This window comes from Pontibacter locisalis, assembly GCF_042684605.1.
GTDB lineage: Bacteria > Bacteroidota > Bacteroidia > Cytophagales > Hymenobacteraceae > Pontibacter > Pontibacter locisalis.
This window is the reverse complement of record NZ_JBHULU010000015.1, coordinates 333,838-356,433: the sequence shown is the minus strand read 5'-3', so window position 1 is coordinate 356,433 and position 22,596 is coordinate 333,838. Positions and strand designations below refer to the sequence as shown.

Below are 22,596 nucleotides of genomic sequence, written 5' to 3'. Positions count from 1 at the left end.
TTTCCTGCAATAAAGGCAAGAAAGGACTAATATCTAAACCCAAAAATATATAACACAGTATATATTGAAATCAGTAACTAAAAAAGTAATTATGGTTGATTTACCTATGACAGCAAACCCTATCACACACGAACACTTAGCAAAAGGAATTACTTACGGACAATATCGCGAGCTAATAGACTTATTGTTAGCTGAGAACAAGACGACTGGTACTGACCATTCGGAAGGTATGGTAGAGTACACGCGCATGAACATGCACCGCATGCGCCGGGTAGAAAAAACTACTGTTCTGGAGGATGAGATAGTTATGCAAATGCTGAGCCTTCAAAATAAAATGGTATGGGTGATATTAACTGAGGCATGGTGCGGTGATGCTGCGCAGAACGTGTCGGCTATAGTTAAAATTGCAGATGCATCTCCACTTGTTGAGGTAAAGCTGTTGCTGCGTGATGAAAATCCGGAAATAATGGACGCTTACCTCACAAACGGATCGCGTTCTATTCCTAAACTTATTGTTATGGATGCTGAAACGCTAAATGTGGTGGGTACCTGGGGACCTCGTCCGGAACCGGCACAGCGTTTAGTGATGGATGCCAAAGATAAAAATACTCCATTCAAAGAAATGGCGGAACAACTACACGGGTGGTATGCAAAAGATGGATGCCGAACCTTGCAGCAAGAGTTCAGCCAGTTGATTCCGAAATGGGGTAAGCTGAATGCCTTGAAGGAACAACTTGTAGAAAGATGTTCTTAAGAAAACGGCATAAACTAAAAGAGGCGGCACCGTAGTGCCGCCTCTTTTAGTTTATGCCGGCAGTAGGCACTAGTACCAGTCGCCATCCATCGGGGTCTTCTATAGTTAAAGCGCCTTTAAGTTTCCAATAAGGGTTCTCTGGCACTACCTCAGGATATCCCATCTGCGCCAGGCGTTCTGCTATACGAAGTATACTTTTCTGGTCTGGGATGTATAGCACGAGCAGGTTTTCTTTACTTGGAGCAGGGCCGGGGCTGCCATCTTCGTGCCGTGTAAACTCCAGGTGATACGGCAGCCCTGGAAGCCCTATCATCACTCCGTCAAAACCTGCATGCTTTTCAAAGGAGCCGAGTTTCTTTAAGCCTACTCCATCGCAGTAAAAAGATTCTACTTCTCTTAGTTTGTCTGTAGGCCTTGCTATGCGCACTTGTGCCACAGGCAAGTCTTCAGGCCATACATTTTCCATTTGACTTATATCCGCTCTTATTTTAAATCCACATCTAAAATTCTATCGCCTACTTCCAGTTGGTGTACTACTTCCATGCCATCAATAACCTTTGCGAAAATTGTGTAGCGGCCATCGAGGTGGGGTGTAGGAGAATGAGTGATGAACCACTGGTTGCTTTCAGTGTCTTTGCCTGCTGATGCCATTCCTACATAACCTTCCAGGTAATGTAGTGGCGCAAACTCTGAGCGTATAGAGTAATCAGAGCTGCCCCAGCCATCGCCGCGCTTGTCTCCGCCCTGTGCTACAAAGTTAGGTACAATTCTATGGAAGTATAAATTGTCAAAGAAGTCTTTCTTTGTCAGCTCTACAAAATTTGCGACAGAACCCGGGGCATCTTCTACAAAAAGTTGTAGCACAATAGTACCTTTCTCCGTTTTCAGGAGCACTTGTTGACCAATCGGAATGGTTTTTACTAAAGACCAGTCAATAGGATGTGTGAACGGATTCTCAGGGGTAATGCTCTCTTGCCTGCCATTCAGAAAGTCAATAGTTTTCTGTAGCTCAATATTAGTTTCCATGTCGCGGGGAAGTTGCAGCTTTTCCTGTGCCTTTGTCAGAAAACTAAAATCTTTATATTGATTACGCAGGTTGAGTTTCGGCTCCCGGATGGCTGCTGCAGCCATGCCCACCAGTGCCACATCACCTGAGTTTATCCCTCTCTTAAAGATGTCTGCAAATTCGGCTTCCAGGTTTCTTGGGAAATCCGATTGCTGTCGTATATTAATGAGAGCTTCCATGCCACTTGTTGCTATTACCGGGTGCTCTGTAGAGAAAACTTCATCAGCGATAAATTTATAGTTTTCGACATAACCGGCAAGCCCCTTTAGCAGGTGCGCCTTCTCATAGGGTGAGCGAACATTTTGATACTGCTGTTTGTACCGGTTAGTCAGAAAAGGCTTGGCTTCAGGCTGGCTGTTCCGAAGAATAACCCATATAAGGTTTCCCCGCACACGGGCATCCTGTATCTGCGGAAGCACATCTAACAAAGCAGCCACCTCTACACCGGCAGGATTTGCTTGTAGAAATTCAGATGTTGCAACTGCTGTATTTATGTTTTTGTCCTGAAGACCGGCTAATATGGCATCTTTTATCTGTATGAACTCAAGGCCTGCCATTGCCCGGATAGCGCTTAAACGAACACGATAGTCCGGGTCGCTCTGTACAATATTTGATAAGAAAGAATACTTATCCTGTGCTCTTACCTTACCAAGAGCCTGGGTTGCTGCCATCCGGACTTCTGGCTTACTATCAGAGGTGGCGGCATCTAGTAATTGTTTCTTGTAGGGTGTAAGATCTAACTTAGGAGTGCGAGCCAGAAAATGTGCGGCTGCAAGCCGGGCTTCATAAGGTTTGTCAGGAGGAAGAAGCTTTACAGCCTGCTCAACCCCCTGTGGGGTATATTGCTGTCGCAAACCTGCACGGTACAAGCCCCAGGCTTGCCCGCCTAAAGCGGTAGGGTTTGGGGCGTTATAGCTAGCCAGGAAAGTTGTTCCCGTTGGTGTAGCTACTTTGCCCAAGGCTTCCAACAGTTCTGCCTGTACATCTGGGCGGTCCTCCTGCTGCACGGTGGTAATTAAAGTGGCTTCGGCTGATCTATGACCAATTTGACCTAAGGCATAGGCCGCAGCCTGGCGTACTGCAGCAGAAGTATCAGATAACATGCCTAGTAGATCAGGAACTGCTAAGGTATCCTGAACAGAGGCAAAGGCCAGTGCGGCCTCTTTTCTATATTCCGTTTTGGCATTGTGCAGGTAAGGTAGTAGCTCAGCAGTGTTACGCTCATCCTGTAGGGTGTATATCTTTTGTAGGGTATTGTCTGCAAATTTATTTACAGCTGTTGGTTTCTGGCTTTGCTCCGGAAGCTGCTGGCATGCCGCCGAAACCATTAGTAACAGTGCAAAGGGAAAATATTTTTTCATGGGTGATGGATTGTTTTGCATCTCAATATAAGCAAAATACCTTAGAGGTTGGTAGCAGACCTAAAAGGTTGGTTTGGGAATATCTTGGAAATTCTCTATTTTTAGAAAGACATAAATACTGCCTATGCAGGAATTAAGCATAAAGCTGTATACAGGTGCATATGACATAAAACCTAAAGCAGAGCAGCGGCTGAAATGGCTATCAGCATTTGCTGTGACTTTTCAGCTTGTGTTAGTATTTTACCTTGTTTTTTTTGAAACTTTTAGTGCTGGTGTTGTCGTTGTATTCTTGATCAATGTAACCATACCAGCTTACTTTCTTTATAGTGCCTGGCTTGATAATAAGCCGCATTACCGAAGGCATCTTACCCTGACGGAAGAGGGGGTAAAGTATCGCACTAGGTTTATGCAGACAGAGCAGGAGTTTGACTGGGATGAAGTTGACCTGGTTCGCCTGCAATCATTAAAAGTGGTTTTCTTGCTTAAGAACGAAGAAGAGCACGTGGTTAGCCTGGAGCAAATCCAAAACGACCAAGTGCTAAAGCAAGTGAGGGAAAGAATTAAGTCAATGGTGATCAGGAAAGATATAGTTTTATCCTGAGCTACTTTATAATGGAATCGATGTACGTAAGTCTGTATTCACGCAAACAGTTAAAACAAACTAAGCAATTCATTTTTGTTGTTGGTGTTCTATTAGCCGCAGGAGGTATTTATGCCTTGGTGAGGGAGTTGTTTTTTCAGGATTCGTTCAGGTTAAGCTGGGCCATCGCAAGTGCCTTGATCGTTATAGCAGGCCTGCTCTGGGGTTTAGCAGGTAAAAATTCGCTTCTGTTTAGGGATGCTTACTGTTCAATGAACCCGGAGCGGATAAGCTACAGACTGGCAGTTTTAGGAAGAGAGGTCGTAATTTTTTGGGCAGATATCACCGCTCTGCAGATAGAGGAGCAGCTTATTTCCTTTCAGCTCACCTCTGGTAAAATGATCAGGATGCGGCTGGGAAACATACAGCAGCCTGAAGTAGCCCGCCATGTGTCCAGAAGCATCCACCTGGCAGCCCTGGAAAAACAAATAATGGTAAATGGTGTTCAGCCTACTCAAACCAAGCCAGCTGCACAGTAATCTTCTTTTATTCTTTCATTTCAAATAGATAGCAGGGCAAAAGCAACCTTTCCCCTCGTTGACGGTTACCCGGCATTAGTGTCATAACGCATATTTAACAGGTTTTACTGGTATCAGAATCAAAGCTTTGCCACCTTTGCAGCAGCTATGGCAGAAACAGTTACGCGGGTATACGGACTTCAATTTGGGCTACTGTGCCTGAGCTCCTTTCTTTTTTTTGCCAGCTTTAACATGATTATACCTGAGCTGCCAGATTACCTGACAAGCCTGGGAGGCGCAGAATACAAAGGCCTTATAATTTCCCTGTTCACGCTTACGGCTGGCTTATCCAGGCCCTTTAGTGGGAAACTGGCTGATAAAATTGGGCGGATTCCTGTGATGGTGGTGGGTGGTCTGGTTTGTATCATAGCCGGTTTCATCTATCCACTTACTGGTTCTGTTGCAGCTTTTCTGTTGCTGCGCTTCCTGCATGGTTTTTCTACTGGCTTTACCCCCACTGGTACTGCGGCCTATGTGGCAGATGTTATACCCTTGCAGCGGCGCGGTGAGGCTATGGGGCTTCTGGGGCTGTCGGGAAGTTTGGGTATGGCTGCTGGTCCTGCCCTTGGGGGAGCCATTGCCAACCAGTTTTCTATGGACACAATGTTCTACGCTTCCTCCTTTGCCGCATTTTTATCGGTGGCAGTATTAGTGCGCATGCATGAAACCTTGGATAACCCGCATCGTTTCCGTATGGGGTTGTTGAGCATATCCAGAAAAGAGATTTTTGAACCACGGGTAGTTTCTCCTTCTGTTGTTATGCTTTTCTCTACCTTCTCCTTCGGTACGGTGCTTACCATCATACCTGACTTTAGTGAGTTCTTAGGCATTCAGAATAAAGGTCTCTTTTTTACCAGCTTTACGTTATCGTCGTTGGCTATTCGCTTTTTGGCAGGCCGTGCCTCGGATAAGTATGGGAGGATCAATGTACTTAGGGTAAGCAACGGGCTGCTTACAATAGCCATGGTGTTGATAGGCTTTTGCGTGTCTGCCACTCAGCTATTGCTTGCTGGTGCCTTGTTTGGTGTTGCCGTAGGTATGAATTCACCCACTGTATTCGCCTGGACCATAGACCTTAGCCATGAGTCTCACCGGGGGAGGGCCATGGCCACAATGTATATCGCTCTTGAGGCAGGAATTGGGCTTGGCGCATTATGTTCAGGGTGGTTGTACAGCAATGAAGCTGATAATTTCCCAATTGTATTCTGGGTTGCTGCAGCTTGTGCCGCTGTCTCTTTTTTATACTTGCTTCTATTTGTTAAGAACAGAAAAGTTCAGCTTGGATAGCTTTATGGTTTTGTATTGGATTTAACCTGCATTATTTATTAAAAAGCCCTTCAAGTATAATATAAGGCTGATTTTTGCATCTAAAATTTAATAAAAAAAGACGCTTGTTCTTTAGCTGTTCGTGCATCTTCTCCGTACAAGGTACCAAAGCAGTTCTTTTTATCTCTTCAGTTACCAAGATCAATATAATAGTATTTATCTTATTCCACGTGCCACTGTGGTTGCATGGGGCCAGGTAAGAAGTCTGCTCGTAGTATGTGGTTTAAATGTGTGGTATGAAAAAGTTTACATTAAGAACGGTTGTTTTCGGTTTAGCAGGTGCAGTGTTAATGAGCTTTAACAGCAAAGATCAGGTAAAGCCAGCTAAGGCAACTGAAATGATAGTATGGGGTACAAATCCTGAAAGCTGTGAGGTAATTGAGTTTGATGAGTTTAATAAAGTACAAAGTGCTAATGGAGTAGTTTCTGCGATATATAGTGACAATACACCTGTACAGGTATCAGCGCAGTTTCTATCTGCCGGAGGAGATTATGAGGGTCTTAATGCTGCGGTCTTGGTAAACACAAATCAGCCAGATGGAAGATTTAAGACACCTAGTGGTGCTGCAGCCAGGCCCATGGGTAATGTTCTTACTGTAGGGGATCAGGAGGAAAATGGTGTGGAAATTCGTGAGAATGGGAGCCGCATTGAGCTTGACTTCTCTGCTATGGGTAGCATTACCTTAAAAGGGATTCATATACTTGACATAACAGAAGATGAAGCTGGTTCAAAGCTTGAAATGCTAGATGCGTCCGGTAAAGTAATCAGAACTATGAAGTTGCCTGTTACGGGTGCTCATGGTGCTACAAGATTGAACACAGGAAATATGCCGGGAGTAGTAAAACTTCGCCTGACATTTGAATCAAAGAATGGAAAAGGTGGCTCCGGAGCAATTGATGTAATTGAATTTTGCCGTAGCTAATCTTATAATTAACTGTTAGAAAATCCGGCTTATTGCACTTTTACGCGGTAGGCCGGATTTTTTTTGTATACTTTTTTTGCTAAACCCAGTATAGCAATTGTATCAGATGCGAATAGCTTTTTCGCGTTGACACCGAGTCAGGCTCACCCTCCTGATTTCTGGAAGCTCGTTTAAGAGCATAAAATGATTGATTTAAACTACCCGTGTAAAGGATTCCACTGTCCGCTGCCAGTTAGAGCAGTGGTGGGTGCCGCTTTGTGTACCAAAAATGAATTGCACACTTATTTTAACTATGAAAGCAAAAATTATGAACAAAAATTTAACAAAGTTAGGAGCTACTTTCCTAAGCGCCCTATTCCTATTTGGATGTCAGAATGAAGAAGAAATAAACCCGGACTTCTCAGCTAATGCCGGGCAAAAAGTTATGGACGGAGACTGTTACGCCATAAATTTTGAAGAATTCACACCAGATAACCCTGAAAATCTCCCTTTTATAGATCATGTTACCACTCCCTTCGGTAAAGTTCGTGTTCACAATACGAAGAGGAGCCAGGATGGAGATTACTCAAATACAAATGTTGCCAGAATTTACGATACGAAGCAACCGACTGGCGATGATGCGCATGATTTGGGACAGGCAACCATGTTGAGCAAGATCTTAGTAGCCAACCAGTTTACAGAAGCAGAGATAGCAACTAACCCTGACAGTACTTATAGCCCAAGCGGAAATCCTATCCGTATTGCCGGACCAAATGACAATGCCTGGGGAGCTACAATGGAGCTTGATTTCAGTGAGATTAAAGGATCAGTGATGTTGAATTCAATTGATGTAGTTGACATCGATGAATCACCAAATGAGAACCAGTCTTTTGTGCGCCTGGTGTTAGCTGATAATAGCAATGTTGATTTCCCTCTTGCCACTTTTGCAGATGAAGGGCATGTGCAAACAGTTGATTTGCGCGGCACCAAAAATGTTAAAAAGCTGATGGTAATCCTTGATGGTGAAGGTATAGTGGGTTCTGGTGGTATAGATAACATCATGTTCTGCGTTGAAACCATGCATGAAATTACTGGTTGTACACGTACCCAGGGCTATTGGAAGAACCATGCCACTGGTAAGAAAAAAGACGCTACGTGGGGTGACATGACAGATGAGACGTTTTTCAGTAGTGGAATGACGTACCTCAAAGTTCTGGAAACGGCTCCTAAGGGCGGAGACGCTTACCTGATTCTTGCGCACCAGTACATTGCAGCTAAACTCAATGTTATGGCAGGTGCCTCAATGCCTGCCGAAGTTCAATCTGCATACGATATGGCGACTGCTTACTTTAACGGAACATCTACTCCAGAAAGAAGCACTCTTCTACATTGGGCAGAAGTACTCGATAAATACAACAACGGCAAAATGGGAGTGCCACACTGCGACGAATAAATAGTACCAAAAGCTAAGTTCAGTAAAGCCCCTGGTGTATGCCAGGGGCTTTATTTTTTGTCTGGAGCAAACATATTCTTTTTTCTTAAGTTAATAAGAACTTACTGTTTTAATGTTATGACTATTAATAACATATCCTTTATCGAGCATCTGGCAGCAAAGCATCAGCAGGCAATTCATGTAGTGCCCAGATCATTGAGCTGCGCCTTTTTAGATGGCCTTCTGCAGCTACTTTTTCCACCTCTTTCAGAACAGACCCTGCACACGGTTTCGGAGGTGCAGACTTATATGGACAGGTTGCAGTCAGATCTGGAGTATCTGTTAGTAAGGCTTCAGGAAAGGTTGCCAGAACCTCCGTCTGTAGTTGTCAAAAAGTTCTTTGAAGAGCTTCCACGGGTTTACAATAAGTTAGTTGCAGATGCTGCTGCCATTGAGTCCGGAGACCCGGCCGCAGCAAGCATTGAGGAGGTAATCCGTACTTATCCTGGATTTTATGCCGTGGCTGTTTACAGAATAGCACATCTGCTTTGCCAGGAGCATGTGCCATTACTGCCCCGTGTGCTGTCAGAGTATGCGCATGCTAAGACCGGAGTTGATATCCATCCCGGAGCAATAATCGGCAGCCCTTTTTGTATTGACCATGGCACGGGCATCGTGATTGGAGAAACTGCTATAATAGGAAGTAATGTAAAAATATACCAGGGGGTAACGCTTGGAGCAGTAAGTGTGGAAAAGGAAATGGCAAACATAAAGAGGCACCCTACTATAGAAGACAATGTGGTAATTTATGCTGGTGCAACTATACTAGGAGGCAGCACAGTGGTAGGCAAACAGAGTATAGTTGGTGGTAACGTATGGCTGACAGAAAGCGTGCCTCCTTTTTCAAGGGTTTACCACCGCCCTCAGATAAAAGTAAGGATGGCCTCAGAGCCGGAAGATGTGCTCAATTTCTCAATATAAAAATTATCATATGAAAGCAGGATCAATATTAGGCACTATCGGTAGTACGCCGCATGTGCGTATTAATAAGTTGTTCGATGAAGGTGTAGAAGTTTGGATGAAGCTGGAGCGAAGTAATCCGGGCGGAAGTATAAAGGACAGAATTGCTCTCGCGATGATAGAGGATGCGGAGAACCGGGGAGTGCTCAATAAAGATAGTGTGATCATAGAGCCAACCTCCGGGAACACTGGTGTGGGACTGGCTATGGTTGCAGCCGTAAAGGGTTACCATTTAATCCTGGTAATGCCGGAATCCATGTCTGTAGAACGAAGAAGGTTAATGGCTGCCTATGGTGCCAAATTAGAACTGACGCCACGTGAAAAAGGAATGAAAGGAGCTATAGAAAAGGCTAAAGAAATGGCAGAAGAAAATGAGAATGCCTGGATGCCCATGCAGTTTGATAATGAAGCCAACGTGAAAGTGCACATTGAAACAACGGCACAAGAGATTCTGGAGGATTTCCCGGATGGGGTGGATTACATGATTACTGGTGTTGGTACCGGAGGGCATATAACTGGTGTAGCTAAGGTATTAAGAGGTCGCTTCCCAAATCTGAAGGTATTTGCTGTAGAGCCTACTGCCTCGCCGGTTCTTAGTGGAGGGCAGCCTGGGCCTCACCCAATCCAGGGTATAGGTGCAGGTTTCATTCCTACAATAATGGATACCACGCTTCTGAATGGTGTAATCCAGGTAGAGCGCGATGAGGCATTTGACTATGCAAGACGTGCTGCGCGTGAAGAGGGAATTTTTATTGGTATATCTTCGGGGGCATCGCTAGCTGCTGTCCAAAAGAAAGTGGAGGAGGGCTTGCCAGATGGTACAAAGATTCTCACTTTCTGCTACGACACAGGAGAGCGTTATCTTTCTGTAGAAGACTTGTTTGTCTGAGACAGACGAAGTGTGGCATAAGAAGAAAAGGCAACCATTACGGTTGCCTTTTGTGGAGAATATCGGAGTCGAACCGATGACCTTCCCGAATGCTTTCGGGACGCTCTAGTCAGCTGAGCTAATCAGGTACTCGATATACTTTCGACTCTTCTTCTTTTTGATTTCATTTTCACGTTTAACAGCCTCGATGCGTGTTGTAAAAGTATCTAGGTGCTTGAGTTGCCAGGGAGCTCCACTTTTAGTAGACTTATTCCTGCCTGAGTTGTGTTGAATAAGGCGTGTTTCTATACTCTCACAGCTGCCAATGTAGTAGCGATCAGTTTTCTCAGAATATAAGATATAGGTATAGTATGGCATGTGCCTAAAAGAAAAAGGCAACCATTACGGTTGCCTTTTGTGGAGAATATCGGAGTCGAACCGATGACCTCTTGCATGCCATGCAAGCGCTCTAGCCAGCTGAGCTAATCCCCCGCTTGTGTGTCACAAAAATAGATTATTTTTCTGAATTCCAAAATAGCGCCACATAAAATGCTGTAAAAGAAAAAGGAGCAGCTATTGCTGCCCCTTTTTATAATTAAGCTATAACATCCAATTAGAAGCTGTAACGAAGACCTAACTGAAGTCTCCAAGTGCTGCTAGTTGTAATTACATCTTCAAATGGTTCTGTAACTAGCTCACCATTTTGGTTCTGGAAGGTGTAAACAGGCTTGTTCTCGCTGTCAAATTTTTCAAACTTAAGTGGATTCGCAGTTACAAATCTCTTCTCGATACCCCAGTTCTTGTTAATCATGTTAGGCAGGTTCAGAACGTCAGCACTGAATTGTAATGTGTGCTTGGTGTCTTTCTTGCCGGTAACGATAAAGAAGTCCTGTAAGAAACGCATATCCATTCTATTGTACCATGGAAGCAAAGCACCGCTTCTTTCAGCATATTGGCCTCTGTTTTTGCTCAGGTATGGCGAGTTGTTGATGAACTGCTCAAACGCTTCTTCCTGCTCTGCTGCAGTGAAGCTATACTGTACTTCTCCTGCTTTGTTCTTTACCACATAGTCTGCGAAGTTCATTTCAGAACGATCTGCAGGAATGTACATCAGGTCAGAAGAAGAGTTGCCGTCACCATTCAGGTCACCGTTGATGATGAAGCTGTAGTTGCTCTGGTTAGCACCTTCGTAGAAGATAGAGATAGTAGAGGCAAAGTGATTCAAATACTCTTTTCTGTAAGACAGGTTAGCAACAACACGATGAGGAGTAGCAAATGACTGGAAGCCTAATTCTTCACCGTTAGCTGTTCCTATATTTGGGTTCTGAGACCATACTGAACCTGCCTGTGATCCAGGGTTTGCAGTGATACCCTTCGCTAATGTATAATTGTAGGCCACAGAGCCATAGAAACCGTTTGCAAACGACTTACTCAATTGAGCAGTAAGAGCAGTTGAATAACCTTTGTTAGTGTTTTCCAACACAATAGCTGAATTGATAGCTGAGTTAAGTCTTCTGTCGTCGTTATTTAGCTTTTTATCGTTGTTTCTGTCAAGGTAACGCTCTCTTGTGTTACCGCCTTCTGTGAAGGTGCCATTTGACTCGTAAAGGTTAGCATTACGCATTTTGATTCCATTGATCTCTTTTGTGAACATACCTTCAAGAGTCAAAGTAAATCCGCTGCCTAAGTCTTTATCTGCTGCAAGGTTTGATCTGAATACCTGAGGGAACTGGAAATCTTCGTTCATAAACACCAGGTTTGGTGGAACTGAAGTGCCGGCAGTTCTAGGGAACATAGCTGCGTGAGCATCCGGATTCGGATTGAATCTGATTTTGTCAAGATCGGCAGCTTTAGTAACTCCTGAACCAAACTGGTACATACCAGAGTTAGTTGGCATATTAGTAAGCCATACAAATGGAAACTTACCTGTAAATAAACCTGTACCACCACGAAGTACTAATGATGCGTCGTTCATTACATCCCATCTGAAACCTACTCTAGGAGAAAGTAAAACCTTGCTCTTTGCCCATGAACCAGTAGTATAGTTAGTAAGGTTGCCTTTCTCGTCGAAGAATTGCATTTCTGTTACAGCAGGGTTCTCGATTGGTTGCTCGTGATAGATTGCTTTGTCAGCACGTAAACCAGCAGTAACAGTTAAGCCTGTCTTTACCTGAATCTCATCCTGTAGGTATAGTCCTAGCTGACCTACTTTCAGTTCTGCAGAGTATACGGCATCCTGACCTGGTACTAAAGAGTAAGTGTAGGCATAATAAGCAGGAGCTCTGTTGTTTAAGAAGTCATCCAGTGAGTTGAATGCATAGTAGCTGTTAGAAGCTGCCATGAACATATTTGCTACTCTCTGATATTCGTAGTTAAGACCTGCAGTGATCGTGTGCTTACCAGCATAGTAAGAGAAGTTGTTTGTTATGCTGTAAACATCATTGATAACGTCGTTATTATAAGTGAAAGGGTCCATACCTGCGTGAATGTAGTTATTACCCTTGCCATCGAAGATATCAATAGTAGGGAATATACCACCAGGATAATCACGTGTAGTCTGGATTTTACTAGCTGTCGCCAAAAGCTGGTTAGACATTTTGCCTCCAAAGTTACTGTTTAACTCAGCAGTACCTGTTTTAACGATGTCTTTGAAGATGTACTTAGAATTAGCAAAACCCATAGCGTTGTTGCTGAAACGGGAGTATGGTAATCTGCTCAAAGTACCTGATCTGCCAGTTACAGAGAATCCGCCACCATTAGGTATGCTTGTAGCGTTTACTATCTGATCATTAGTGTTCTGGAAGTCAGTGTATTTTACAGTAAGCTTATGAATGTCACTGATGTTCCAGTCTAATTTTGCTAAGAACTTGCGGTTGTCATTGGCGAAGTTAGGGAAGTTGTCAAAACCTCCAGTTTCATAACCAAAAGCATTTTTCAAGTAATTAGAAACAGCCTGCAGGTCAGCAACCGGAGTTGTAGAAACAGTTCCTAATCCTGAGCCTCCTGTTGGTGAGAAAGCGATACCTGGTCTGGACTCTTTCTCAATTTCACCATTTACGAAGAAGAACAATTTATTCTTAAGGATTGGACCGCCTAAGCTAAAGCCGTATGTCTGGCTCTTTGAATCCTGAATATTTGCACTGATGTCATTGTCTCCTACTTTCGTTCCGATGAAGCTCTGGTCTCTGAAAAAGGTATAAGCAGTTCCTTTGAAAGTGTTGGTTCCACTTTTTGTAACAGCGTTGATACCTGCACCTGTAAATCCAGACTGTCTAACATCATAAGGGGCAATGTTTACAGAGATCTCATCATAAGCATCAAGAGAGATTGGTTGTGCACCACCACCTGGCATTGGGCTAGAGCTCAATCCGAAGTTGTTGTTCAGGTTGGCGCCGTCTACTTGAATGCTGTTGAATCTGGCATCGCGACCGCCAAAGCTGTTACCGTTAGCTTGTGGTGTTGTACGCGTGAAATCCTGAATACTTCTTGAAATTGTTGGAAGCGTTTCAAGCTGACGGCTGCTGATGTTTGTGGCAGCACCAGTTTTGCTTGAGTTGAAGACAGAAGTCCTGTCTGCGCTAACAACCACTTCTTTCAGTTCTGTGCCTGATTCAGACAAAACTGCGTTCAGTATGTAAGGCTGACCTAAGTTTAAGTTTACACCATTGTAGGTCTTATTTGTGTAGCCCAGATAGCTTACTTCAATTTGATAAGGACCACCAATACGTGCATTGGAAATGTTGAAACGACCCTCAGCATTTGTTGTACCACCGTAAGTAGTACCTGAAGGTTGGTGAGTTGCTCTAACTGTTGCGCCAATCAGAGCTTCTCCTTTCGAATCCTTAACGGATCCGGTAATACTACTTGTTGTTACCTGTGCATGCAAACCTGCGGCGCACAGCAACATTAAAAGAGTAGAGAATAAAAAGTTTTTCATAAAAGGGTTGATTGATTTTGGCGCAAAAGTAAGTCGCTGTTTTCAATTTACAATCACTCCTGTGTTATTTATTTGTTATAAATTTTAGTTGTAACCGTGTAGGCGAATAAAGGTGGGGCAGGTTGTTCTAATATTAAGTTTTTCAGTTATTTATATATGTTGTATTTTGTTTCTGATCAAATAATATTCTATGGGTTTAAAGTGAAAATTAAGTGGATTTAAGATAGTGCAACTGTGTATGCGAATTGGGGTTATATGGTGGTAAGAGTTGTGCGGGAAACTGTTTGATAATGGGATTTAGTAAAGTTTGGTTTACGAGGTTGATTTGTATTTTGAATGTTGAGATTTTGGGTTCTGCCAATAAAGCTTGTCTTGTGTTCAAGTTAATTTTGGGTTTTTTTTAATCAAATTGAATGGTTTAGTTGGAGCGCTAATACTGTGAGAAAGTTGCTGAATTGTCTTTTATCGATTTTTGATTTCTATGTAGCCCCATTAATTATATAATTTAACTGATATTGCTTCTGCCGGTAATAAGTATAAATTGTAATCATAGAGGCTTTTTAGGAGCTTAAACAAGAAAAATAGTTATAGGTTTTCCTGTTTAATCCCTATGGTTAGTTGTGATATTCTTTGTCTGTGGACGTGGTGTGTATAACATAGCATGTTCTGTTATTGCAAGGGTGAGAAATCTTTTTATACCCCCTGTTATAGCTATATAACTATGTAAATATTTAATAATTAGCAATATATGTCTCTGTGAGTGTGTTGTGGAGGTGGGTGCTTTTGTTGGTAAAATACAAGTTGTTGTTCTAGATGTTGCTTTGGTGTGAATTGTACTTTTGCTAAATGTAGTTTGTTGGTTAAATGTTTTTAGTTGTTTGCAAATACCTGAAAATCTTGTATATGCATATACCTGGCATGTTTTTCAAGTTAAGTTAGTGTGAATTTTTGCAAACTGTTTTTATTCTTTTTTAATATAAGGTGTTGTGCTTTAGCCTTAGGAGGTTGTATCTTCGCCCCGAATTAAATCAACCAACCAATCACTAATAGTATTTAAGATGAAGCACAATTTACTCAGTCTATTCCTGCTGATGCTGTGTATTAGCTTAGCACCAGCGGATTTGTTCGCGCAAGGGACTGTCAAAGGTAAAATTGTTGATGCAACAACAAAAGAACCTTTGCCTGGAGCGACAGTAATCCTGAAAGGTACAAATCAAGCTGTTCCTGCTGCTGCGGACGGTACCTTCTCGTTGAAAGTAGACGATGCAAATGCAGCGGCTATTTTAGTAAACTACATCGGATACATTCAAAAAGAGGTGTCTGTTGCTGGTTTAAATGGTACTAAGAACTTAGGTGCAATTACTTTGTCGCCTAATGTTACTTCAATCAATGAGGTACTCATTACTACTAACAGCTACGCTATTGATAGAGAAACTCCGGTTGCAATGTCTACTATCACTAGCGACATTATTGTTGAGAAAGCATCAAATCAGGAGTTTCCTGAGCTGCTAAAATCTACACCAGGTGTTTATGCAACAAAACAAGGTGGTGGTTTTGGAGATTCACGTATAAACCTGCGTGGTTTCCAAAGCGAAAACGTAGCCGTAATGATTAACGGTGTTCCTGTTAATGACATGGAGAATGGTCGCGTGTACTGGTCTAACTGGGCTGGTCTAACAGACGTTACAAAATCAATGCAGGTTCAAAGAGGTCTCGGTGCTTCTAAAGTAGCCGTGCCATCTATCGGTGGTACTATCAACATCATCACAAAAACAACAGATGCAACACAAGGTGGATCTTTGTTTTATGGCATTGGTAACAATGGTTATAATAAAGTTGGGTTCTCTTATGCAACTGGCCTTACTGAGGATGGATGGGCTTTTGCAGCTGCCGGATCTAAAACAGAGGGTAATGGCTGGGCAGAGGGACTACAGTTTGAAGCTTACAACTACTTCTTTAATGTTTCGAAGCTGATCAACGACAAACATACTATTTCCCTTACAGGTTTTGGTGCTCCACAACGCCACGGGCAGCGCCAAAATGCACAGAATATACAAGAGTACAGAGAAGCACCACAAGGTAGAAGATGGAATGCTGACTGGGGTGTGAAAAATGGTGAAGTGGTACACGTTGAAGATAACTTCTACCATAAGCCACAGGTTTCTCTTAACCACTACTGGACCATTAATGAATCATCTTTCTTGTCAACTGCTGTATATGCCTCACTTGGTACTGGCGGTGGCGGTGGTTACGGCACAGACCGTTCACTAAACTTAGACACAATCAGAACAGGAGATAAGTTTTCTCCATATGACTTAGACCGTGTTGTAGATATCAACAGAGCGTCTACAGACGGAGATGCCAGAGCTTATCTGAGAGCATCAAGAAACGACCACAAATGGTATGGCGCTCTTTCTACTTATCAGAAAAGCCTGAATGCTAATTTTAACCTTTTAGGTGGACTTGATTTACGTTACTACAAAGGGGAGCACTTTACAGAGCTTACTGATTTATTAGGTGCTGATTACGTGCTAGATAATTCAGATATCAACAACCCGAACCGCAGAGCGCAAGTTGGTGATAAGATCAACTACAACAACGATGGCATTGTGCTTTGGGAAGGAGGCTTCCTGCAGGGTGAGTACACTAACGGTACATTATCAGCTTTTGTGTCACTTGCAGCTTCAAACACTTCTTACAAGCGAATCGACTACTTCCAGTACGAGGAAGGTAACCAGGAAACAGATTTTGTTAATTTCTTCGGGTACCAGGCAAAAGGTGGTGCTAACTATAACCTTACAGAAAATCACAATGTGTTTGCCAACTTAGGTTATTTTGAGAAAGCACCATTCTTCAACGCGGTTTTCCAGGATAACAAGAACATCATTAATGAAGAAGCAGAAAAGGAAAAAATCCTTAGCTACGAATTAGGTTACGGCTACAGAAGCGCTACATTAAATGGTAATATCAACTTGTACCGTACTTCTTGGAAAGACAGATCTTTTACTGAGCCTATTTTTACTCAAAGTGGAGATGTGTTCTTTGCTAACTTGCTTGGCGTAGACGCTTTACACCAGGGTGTTGAAGTAGATTTCACTTACCAGCCAACTACTAAGCTGAATATAAGAGGTATGGCCTCTATCGGTGATTGGACATGGACTAATAACCTAGATGAGATAACAGTATTTAACGAAGACAGAACCGAGTCTGAAACTTTTGGTCCTATCTACATGAAAGGTGTTAAAGTAGGAGATGCCGCTCAGACTACAGCAGCACTAGGTATGAGTTATAAAGTGGTTGAAGATCTTAAAATCGGCCTTGACTATAACTACTACACTAATTACTATGCTGATTTTGAGCCAACTACTTTATTAACTCCAGGTACTAAAGTTTGGCAGGTTCCATCATACTCGCTATTAGATCTGAACGCTGTATTTAACTTTGAAGTAGCAGGTTTAAGAGCTTCTGTTTATGCAAACGTTAACAACGTTCTTGACACAGAATATATTTCTGATGCACGTAATGGCGATGACAGGTTTGATGACGATGTAAATGGCGATGCAATCGGTACCTCAGTTTACTTTGGTATAGGCAGAACCTGGACAACTGGCCTGAAAATCAACTTCTAATCAAGCAGATAATAGTATCAAAATGAAAAAATACATATATGTAGTAGCCTCTTTCGCAGCGTTGTGTTTTACAGCCTGCGATCCTATGGAGGATGTATACGAAGAACTTGATTCTAAAATATCCAATGAGTATGTTGCTGATATTAGAACAGCGCTTACTGATAAGGATTATGAGTTCTACAAAGGCAAGCAAACTGTTCCGGCTTATGTAGCCACTGGCCACTATTTTACAAGTGAGGATCAGGCAAGTGAGCTAATTCCTGCAATTCTGGATAAAAACTATCCACAGGTAGGTAACAAAACAAAAGCTGCCATTTCTTACAACCTGCTTACTTTTAAGTTTGGTGACAATGAGATAAATAAAGTAGAGAAGTATGATTTGATTTCGTCTGACTATGCACTTGGTGGAGCCAGGTTCTCAAATTTCGACAGAGAGTCACAAGTAACTACTTTCCTGAATGCAAAATATCCGAATGCTGTAGAGGGTACGTTGGCAGTTCTTACTTATACCTGGTATAATGGTAGTGCTGAACCAAGATCATCTACGGTAACAGACTCTTATTATTTCACAAATGGGGAGTGGCTGGATACCTACCATGTTTCAAATGAAGATTATGTAACTGTAGGGCGTAACCGCTTTAATAACTTCACAACTTCAGATGACGATTTCCTGGCAGACCACTTCAATATCTTTCTGAGCAATAGCATTGTTGGACACAAAGTAGGTGATGTTAAATATGTAAGTTATGCTTACTACAACGGCAAATCCACAGTGCAGCAGGTAATGGCCATGACTTATAATGGTACGAAATGGGTTCCGGTGGAGGATGATTTGATAGTACATCCTGTTTTACGTTTCCAGAAGAAAGATTCTAAGTGGGTTGCTGATAGAAGCATTACATACAGCCTTGTTCCTGCTGATTACGCTTGGATTGCAGGTCAGGCTAATATCAGTACAGCAGGTAACAGAGCTAACTTAGCAAAGTATGGTAACTTTAACACCTTCTCCTGGACAAACGAAGATATTTTATTTGCCATGAGTGAATTGCTAAAGAACAAATTCCCTAATGCTCCTGAAGGCCAAAAGTTCACAGTTACTTATGACGCTTATCCAACGGGCTTAGTAGAGGTTAACTTAATCCGCAGAGCTAACGGAAACTATGAAGTTCCTAAGGAAGGTGAATAAGTAAAACTTTTTATAGAAAAAGCCTCTCGGAAGAACCGAGAGGCTTTTTTTTATAGCATTTAAAACTAATTAGTTAAACATATACCTCAGGCCCAGTTGCCCTTGCCATCTGGAGTCAAACGGGGCAATGTTATAAGCTTGTGTATTAGGGTTGAATGTAAAGGTCGGTTCCCCGGCGGCGTTGAAACCCGCGAAGCGGACGACTTCATTAGCACTGTTCCTGACGAAGTATTGTCTGCCCCAGTCCTTGTTGATCAAATTACCTACATTAAACACATCAAAAGTGATTTGGAAAGTGTGTTTGGTGTCGCCGGTAAAGATGTAAAAGTCCTGTAACAAGCGCACATCAAACTGATGTGTCCATGGCATACGGGCACCATTACGTTCAGCATACTGCCCACGACGGTCATTTAGGTAATCGTCTGAAGCAATAAATGCATCTAGTGCTCTCCACTGCTCATCTACGGTAAATAAAACTTCACCTGCTCTATTAGTAACTGGTATCAGGTTGATATCACCTTGATTGCGAGGTACATAAATAAGGTCGTTGCCAAAGTTTCCGTCGCGGTTCAGGTCCCCACTGTAAAGGTACGTAAACGGCAAACCTGACTGACCCTGATAGAACAAGGAAATACCTGTTGCAAAGTTTTCCCCGAATCTGAACGTATATCCACTGGTTGCAATGATCCTATGGCGAATATCAAATCTTGAAAAAGACAGTGCCGGAACATTAGGGTTATTAACAATCTGGTTAAACTCAAAGTTTGATAAAGCAGTAGAGCTCGTACCACTGTTCACATCTTTAGACTTGCCATAAGTATAGGCAACAGAGGTTTGTAAGCCACCAACGAAGTCTTTACGCAGTTGACCTGTCAGGTTATAGCGGTACCCTTTGCTGGTGTTGCTCAGCAGTATTACGTTCGTATAATCTTCATTAATGCGGCGATCCCTTGGGAATAGCTCCCTGTTATCAGGTCCAGGCAGAGTGCCAGTCGGCTCAACTAAATTAAGATCCTGGTAAAAAACATCATTTACGGTTTTCGAATAGATACCTTCCAAGGTCAGGAATACTTCATAAGGCAACGTGTAGTCAATTGCAAGATTGCTTCGCCATACCTGTGGCAGTTTAAAGTCATCATCAATTACGTTTACCTCCACTGTTTGCTGAGGTGGGCCTACTGTTCGTTGCTCAGTAACATCTGGTACAAAAGAATCGGGATTTCTGACATCAACAGTACCTAATATTGTACCCGTATTTATGAACTGGTTAGAAAGCCACACGAAAGGCACACGGCCTGTGAAGATACCTGTACCACCTCTTATCTGAAAAGAGCGTTCATCTGTTGGAGTAAAATTGAAACCAAAACGTGGTGCCCACAGCAACTGACCACTAGGAGCACGGTCTGTTTCTAGGCCCGGACGAATATTCTGGAAGTCGTTTTCCAGCTTCTGGTTTTCAGCGGGCTTGTCAGGAAATACCGGAATGTCCAGGCGTAAACCTAGAGTTAATCTTAGTCTCTCAGAAGCAGTATACTCATCCTGCACATAGAAGCCAAGTTGCATGGCATCAAATTCAGCAGCAGGCCGTGGGTCGTCTGTTAAGGAGAAGGTTGCACGAGCGCGGTTAGGATTATCATTAAAAAAGTCTTCTAAGCTACGGAAATCCCATCGGCCATTCAGGTTGTTAATAAACAGATTTCGGAAGCTGAAGAATTCATTATGTGTACCAATCGTGAAGTTGTTCCTTCCTAGTATGTAGGTAAAGTTATCGGTGAATTCGAAGATGTCCTGATCCAGTTCGTTGGCAGTTGATGAGCGTTGGGATCCGAATTCAAACTCACCTATTGGATCCTGAATCGAAACTTGTGGGAAAAGTTCGCCTCTTATGTCGCGATTCTCTCGGATGCTCGTGTAGCCTACAATCAAATTGTTTGATATTTCATTAGAAATTCGGCTATTTAACTGTAGTACAGAAACGTTTGTTTCGCTGTTGAATCGGTATGCATTATTTCCAAAACGAAGAAAATCGTTGCTTCTGGAAATATTGTCATCGAATGCCTCTATATAATTGTGGCGTAAAGTAAGCTGGTGGTTATTTGTGATGTTCCAGTCTAGGCGGGCAAATAGTTTATCGCTTTGTGTTTCCCGGTCTAGTTCTCCAAAAGATCCAACGTCATATCCATAAGTAGTCCTGACAAAGTTTGCTAAGTCCTGGGCAGCATCTAATGGAATAATGGACTCTGCAGAACCGGGGGCGAACCGTACAGGTTCCGTTATGCGAGTTGCATCGTAATTTACGAAGAAGAAGAGCTTGTCTCTTTTTATAGGGCCACCTATTCTGATGCCATACTGATAGTTTTCAAATTCATCTGCCCTTACTCTAGGTCCTACGACAGCTTTTCCTATAATATCTTCGTTGCGCCCAAATCCATATACTGATCCTGAAAAGGTGTTTGTGCCAGATCGGGTTACAGCGTTGATACCACCTCCGGTAAAGTTGCCTAGTTTCACATCATATGGCGCCACCACTACCTGTATTTCCTGAATAGCATCCAGTGAAATAGGTTGGGTGCCCGCTTGGCCTCCTGGAGTTCCGCTTCCTGATAAACCAAAGACGTCGTTATTCACCGCGCCATCAATGGTGATGTTATTGAAGCGGTTATTTGTACCAGCTATTGAGTTGCCAGAAGCTTGTGGTGTAAGACGGGTAAAATCCTGCAGACTTCGACTAAGTGTTGGGAGAGTTTCAAGCTGCTCACGAGAAACGTTAGTGGCAGCTCCCGTTCTATCCTGGTTGAAGATGTCGTTCTGCTCACCAATGATTTCTACCTCACCGAGTTGTCTTGTACTTTCTACCAGTACAAAATCGGCACGAGCAGCCTGGCCCAAAGCCAGATTCAGACTCTCTATTCGTTGTCCCTGATATCCAATATAAGAGGTGGAAACCGTATAAGGCCCTCCAACACGCATGTTCTGTATGTTGTAAAAACCTTCAGCATTAGTGTTCGCAACATACTGTGTGTTGGTCGGCGTGTGTATGGCAATAACTGTAGCACCAGGTAACCCGGTGCCAGATTGATCTCTAACAGAACCTATCAGAGCTGCTGTTGTAGTACCTTGCGCCAGTACCGTCTGTACAGGTAGTACTAAAGCCAGACACAATAGTAAAATAGTGTAAAAAAGTTTCATAGTACTTATAACTAGTTGATTGACAATAGCTTTTACTAGTTTTTAAGTACGTATGTTATAATAGGTTAATGTTATGTTTATGTTAATAACAGATATAGTTTACTCTGCTAAAGAATAAGTGGGCTTGGCTAAAAAGTTTTGGGGTCTTACCGCCTTAATAAAAATTCGCTGATAATAATTAGAGAACAAATTATTCTCAATAACTCCTAAAGAGGATGATGCATGGATAAACCGAATCTCATCATCACTGACTACCTCTGTTACCATGCCAACATGAGTTATTTCCCGACTGTTCTTGTTTGCTCCGAAAAAAACCAAATCCCCTTCTTTTATGTTCTTTAGTTTTACCTCGCTACCGTATCTGCTTTGCTCGTTAGAAGTGCGTGGAAGGATAACGTCGATGCTTTGGAAAGAAGTACAGAGTAAGCCGGAGCAGTCCATTCCTGCACGTGTTGTACCTCCCCACTTATATGGGGTGCCTGTGTAGGAGCGGGCAGCTTTTACAACTATCTCCACTTGCTTGTCAAGGTCACGGGGAATTCTCTTATTCCTGTGGGCAATGGAGCTTTCCTTGTCACCGTTTCTGCGGGCTAATCGTCTTGCTTTACGCTCCTGCCTTTTGGCTTCAGCAATTTCTCTGGCAGACATATAGTCTTCGCCGCGTTTGCTGAAGGTTGGCTGCGATGTTTGGCAGGAAACCATTAAGAGCAGGAAAAGGATAAATAGGGCGGAGGTAGTTAAAAGTGTTCTCAAAGCGTATTTTTAGCA

The 22,596-nt window shown here is 42.8% G+C and carries 16 protein-coding genes and 2 tRNA genes; 10 read left to right on the top strand and 8 right to left on the bottom strand.

The genetic code is table 11. The features are described from left to right. The first annotated feature begins 91 nt into the window (after window positions 1-91). On the top strand, window positions 92-754 hold the full coding sequence (locus tag ACFSRY_RS11830) for a thioredoxin family protein (RefSeq protein WP_377507395.1): 663 nt from the start codon (window positions 92-94) through the stop codon (window positions 752-754). A gap of 46 nt (window positions 755-800) precedes the next feature. On the opposite strand, the gene ACFSRY_RS11825 is transcribed toward ACFSRY_RS11830, so the two are convergent. Continuing rightward, complete coding sequence (locus ACFSRY_RS11825) at window positions 801-1,220, bottom strand: VOC family protein (protein ID WP_377507392.1); 420 nt, start codon at window positions 1,218-1,220, stop codon at window positions 801-803. A gap of 17 nt (window positions 1,221-1,237) precedes the next feature. Then, complete coding sequence (locus tag ACFSRY_RS11820) at window positions 1,238-3,181, bottom strand: peptidylprolyl isomerase (RefSeq protein WP_377507389.1); 1,944 nt, start codon at window positions 3,179-3,181, stop codon at window positions 1,238-1,240. Between the two features lie 124 nt (window positions 3,182-3,305). On the opposite strand from ACFSRY_RS11820, the gene ACFSRY_RS11815 reads away from it, so the two are divergent. From ACFSRY_RS11815 to cysK, 7 genes are all read left to right on the top strand, one after another. Beyond that, entirely contained in the window at window positions 3,306-3,782 is a 477-nt protein-coding gene (locus ACFSRY_RS11815) for a hypothetical protein (protein ID WP_377507386.1), read from the top strand. An 11-nt stretch (window positions 3,783-3,793) separates the two neighbouring features. Continuing rightward, window positions 3,794-4,300 (top strand): hypothetical protein, encoded by a 507-nt coding sequence (locus ACFSRY_RS11810; RefSeq protein ID WP_377507383.1) that lies wholly within the window; start codon window positions 3,794-3,796, stop codon window positions 4,298-4,300. Window positions 4,301-4,447: 147 nt separating this feature from the next. Next, window positions 4,448-5,626 (top strand): MFS transporter, encoded by a 1,179-nt coding sequence (locus ACFSRY_RS11805; RefSeq protein ID WP_377507380.1) that lies wholly within the window; start codon window positions 4,448-4,450, stop codon window positions 5,624-5,626. Window positions 5,627-5,901: 275 nt separating this feature from the next. Next, window positions 5,902-6,588, top strand: coding sequence for a hypothetical protein (locus ACFSRY_RS11800; RefSeq protein ID WP_377507377.1), 687 nt, complete (start codon window positions 5,902-5,904; stop codon window positions 6,586-6,588). 292 nt (window positions 6,589-6,880) lie between these two features. After that, entirely contained in the window at window positions 6,881-8,020 is a 1,140-nt protein-coding gene (locus tag ACFSRY_RS11795) for a hypothetical protein (protein WP_377507374.1), read from the top strand. A 117-nt stretch (window positions 8,021-8,137) separates the two neighbouring features. Next, a complete protein-coding gene (locus tag ACFSRY_RS11790; protein ID WP_377507371.1) occupies window positions 8,138-8,980 on the top strand; it encodes a serine O-acetyltransferase in 843 nt (280 codons plus the stop codon). Between the two features lie 10 nt (window positions 8,981-8,990). Beyond that, window positions 8,991-9,908: a cysteine synthase A gene (cysK, locus tag ACFSRY_RS11785; protein ID WP_377507368.1), complete on the top strand. Its 918-nt coding sequence runs from the start codon at window positions 8,991-8,993 to the stop codon at window positions 9,906-9,908. Window positions 9,909-9,961: 53 nt separating this feature from the next. Here the strand turns inward: cysK and ACFSRY_RS11780 are convergent. The 4 genes from ACFSRY_RS11780 to ACFSRY_RS11765 all read right to left on the bottom strand — a co-directional run bounded on the left by ACFSRY_RS11780 (window position 9,962) and on the right by ACFSRY_RS11765 (window position 13,824). After that, window positions 9,962-10,031: transfer RNA gene (locus ACFSRY_RS11780), tRNA-Ala, on the bottom strand. After that, window positions 10,014-10,265 (bottom strand): GIY-YIG nuclease family protein, encoded by a 252-nt coding sequence (locus tag ACFSRY_RS11775; RefSeq protein ID WP_377507365.1) that lies wholly within the window; start codon window positions 10,263-10,265, stop codon window positions 10,014-10,016. The genes ACFSRY_RS11780 and ACFSRY_RS11775 overlap by 18 nt, the downstream gene beginning before the upstream one ends. A 40-nt stretch (window positions 10,266-10,305) precedes the next feature. After that, window positions 10,306-10,379, bottom strand: a tRNA-Ala gene (locus ACFSRY_RS11770). A gap of 121 nt (window positions 10,380-10,500) precedes the next feature. Then, on the bottom strand, window positions 10,501-13,824 hold the full coding sequence (locus tag ACFSRY_RS11765; RefSeq protein WP_377507362.1) for a TonB-dependent receptor: 3,324 nt from the start codon (window positions 13,822-13,824) through the stop codon (window positions 10,501-10,503). Between the two features lie 1,058 nt (window positions 13,825-14,882). Here ACFSRY_RS11765 and ACFSRY_RS11760 point away from each other — a divergent pair. Together ACFSRY_RS11760 and ACFSRY_RS11755 are read left to right on the top strand one after the other, a co-directional pair. Further along, complete coding sequence (locus ACFSRY_RS11760; protein ID WP_377507360.1) at window positions 14,883-17,453, top strand: TonB-dependent receptor; 2,571 nt, start codon at window positions 14,883-14,885, stop codon at window positions 17,451-17,453. Between the two features lie 22 nt (window positions 17,454-17,475). Further along, window positions 17,476-18,639: a hypothetical protein gene (locus ACFSRY_RS11755; RefSeq protein ID WP_377507357.1), complete on the top strand. Its 1,164-nt coding sequence runs from the start codon at window positions 17,476-17,478 to the stop codon at window positions 18,637-18,639. A gap of 69 nt (window positions 18,640-18,708) precedes the next feature. Here the strand turns inward: ACFSRY_RS11755 and ACFSRY_RS11750 are convergent, their stop codons facing one another. After that, on the bottom strand, window positions 18,709-21,828 hold the full coding sequence (locus ACFSRY_RS11750) for a TonB-dependent receptor (protein ID WP_377507354.1): 3,120 nt from the start codon (window positions 21,826-21,828) through the stop codon (window positions 18,709-18,711). Window positions 21,829-21,927: 99 nt separating this feature from the next. Beyond that, a complete protein-coding gene (locus tag ACFSRY_RS11745; protein ID WP_377507351.1) occupies window positions 21,928-22,581 on the bottom strand; it encodes a C40 family peptidase in 654 nt (217 codons plus the stop codon). Window positions 22,582-22,596: the final 15 nt, after the last annotated feature.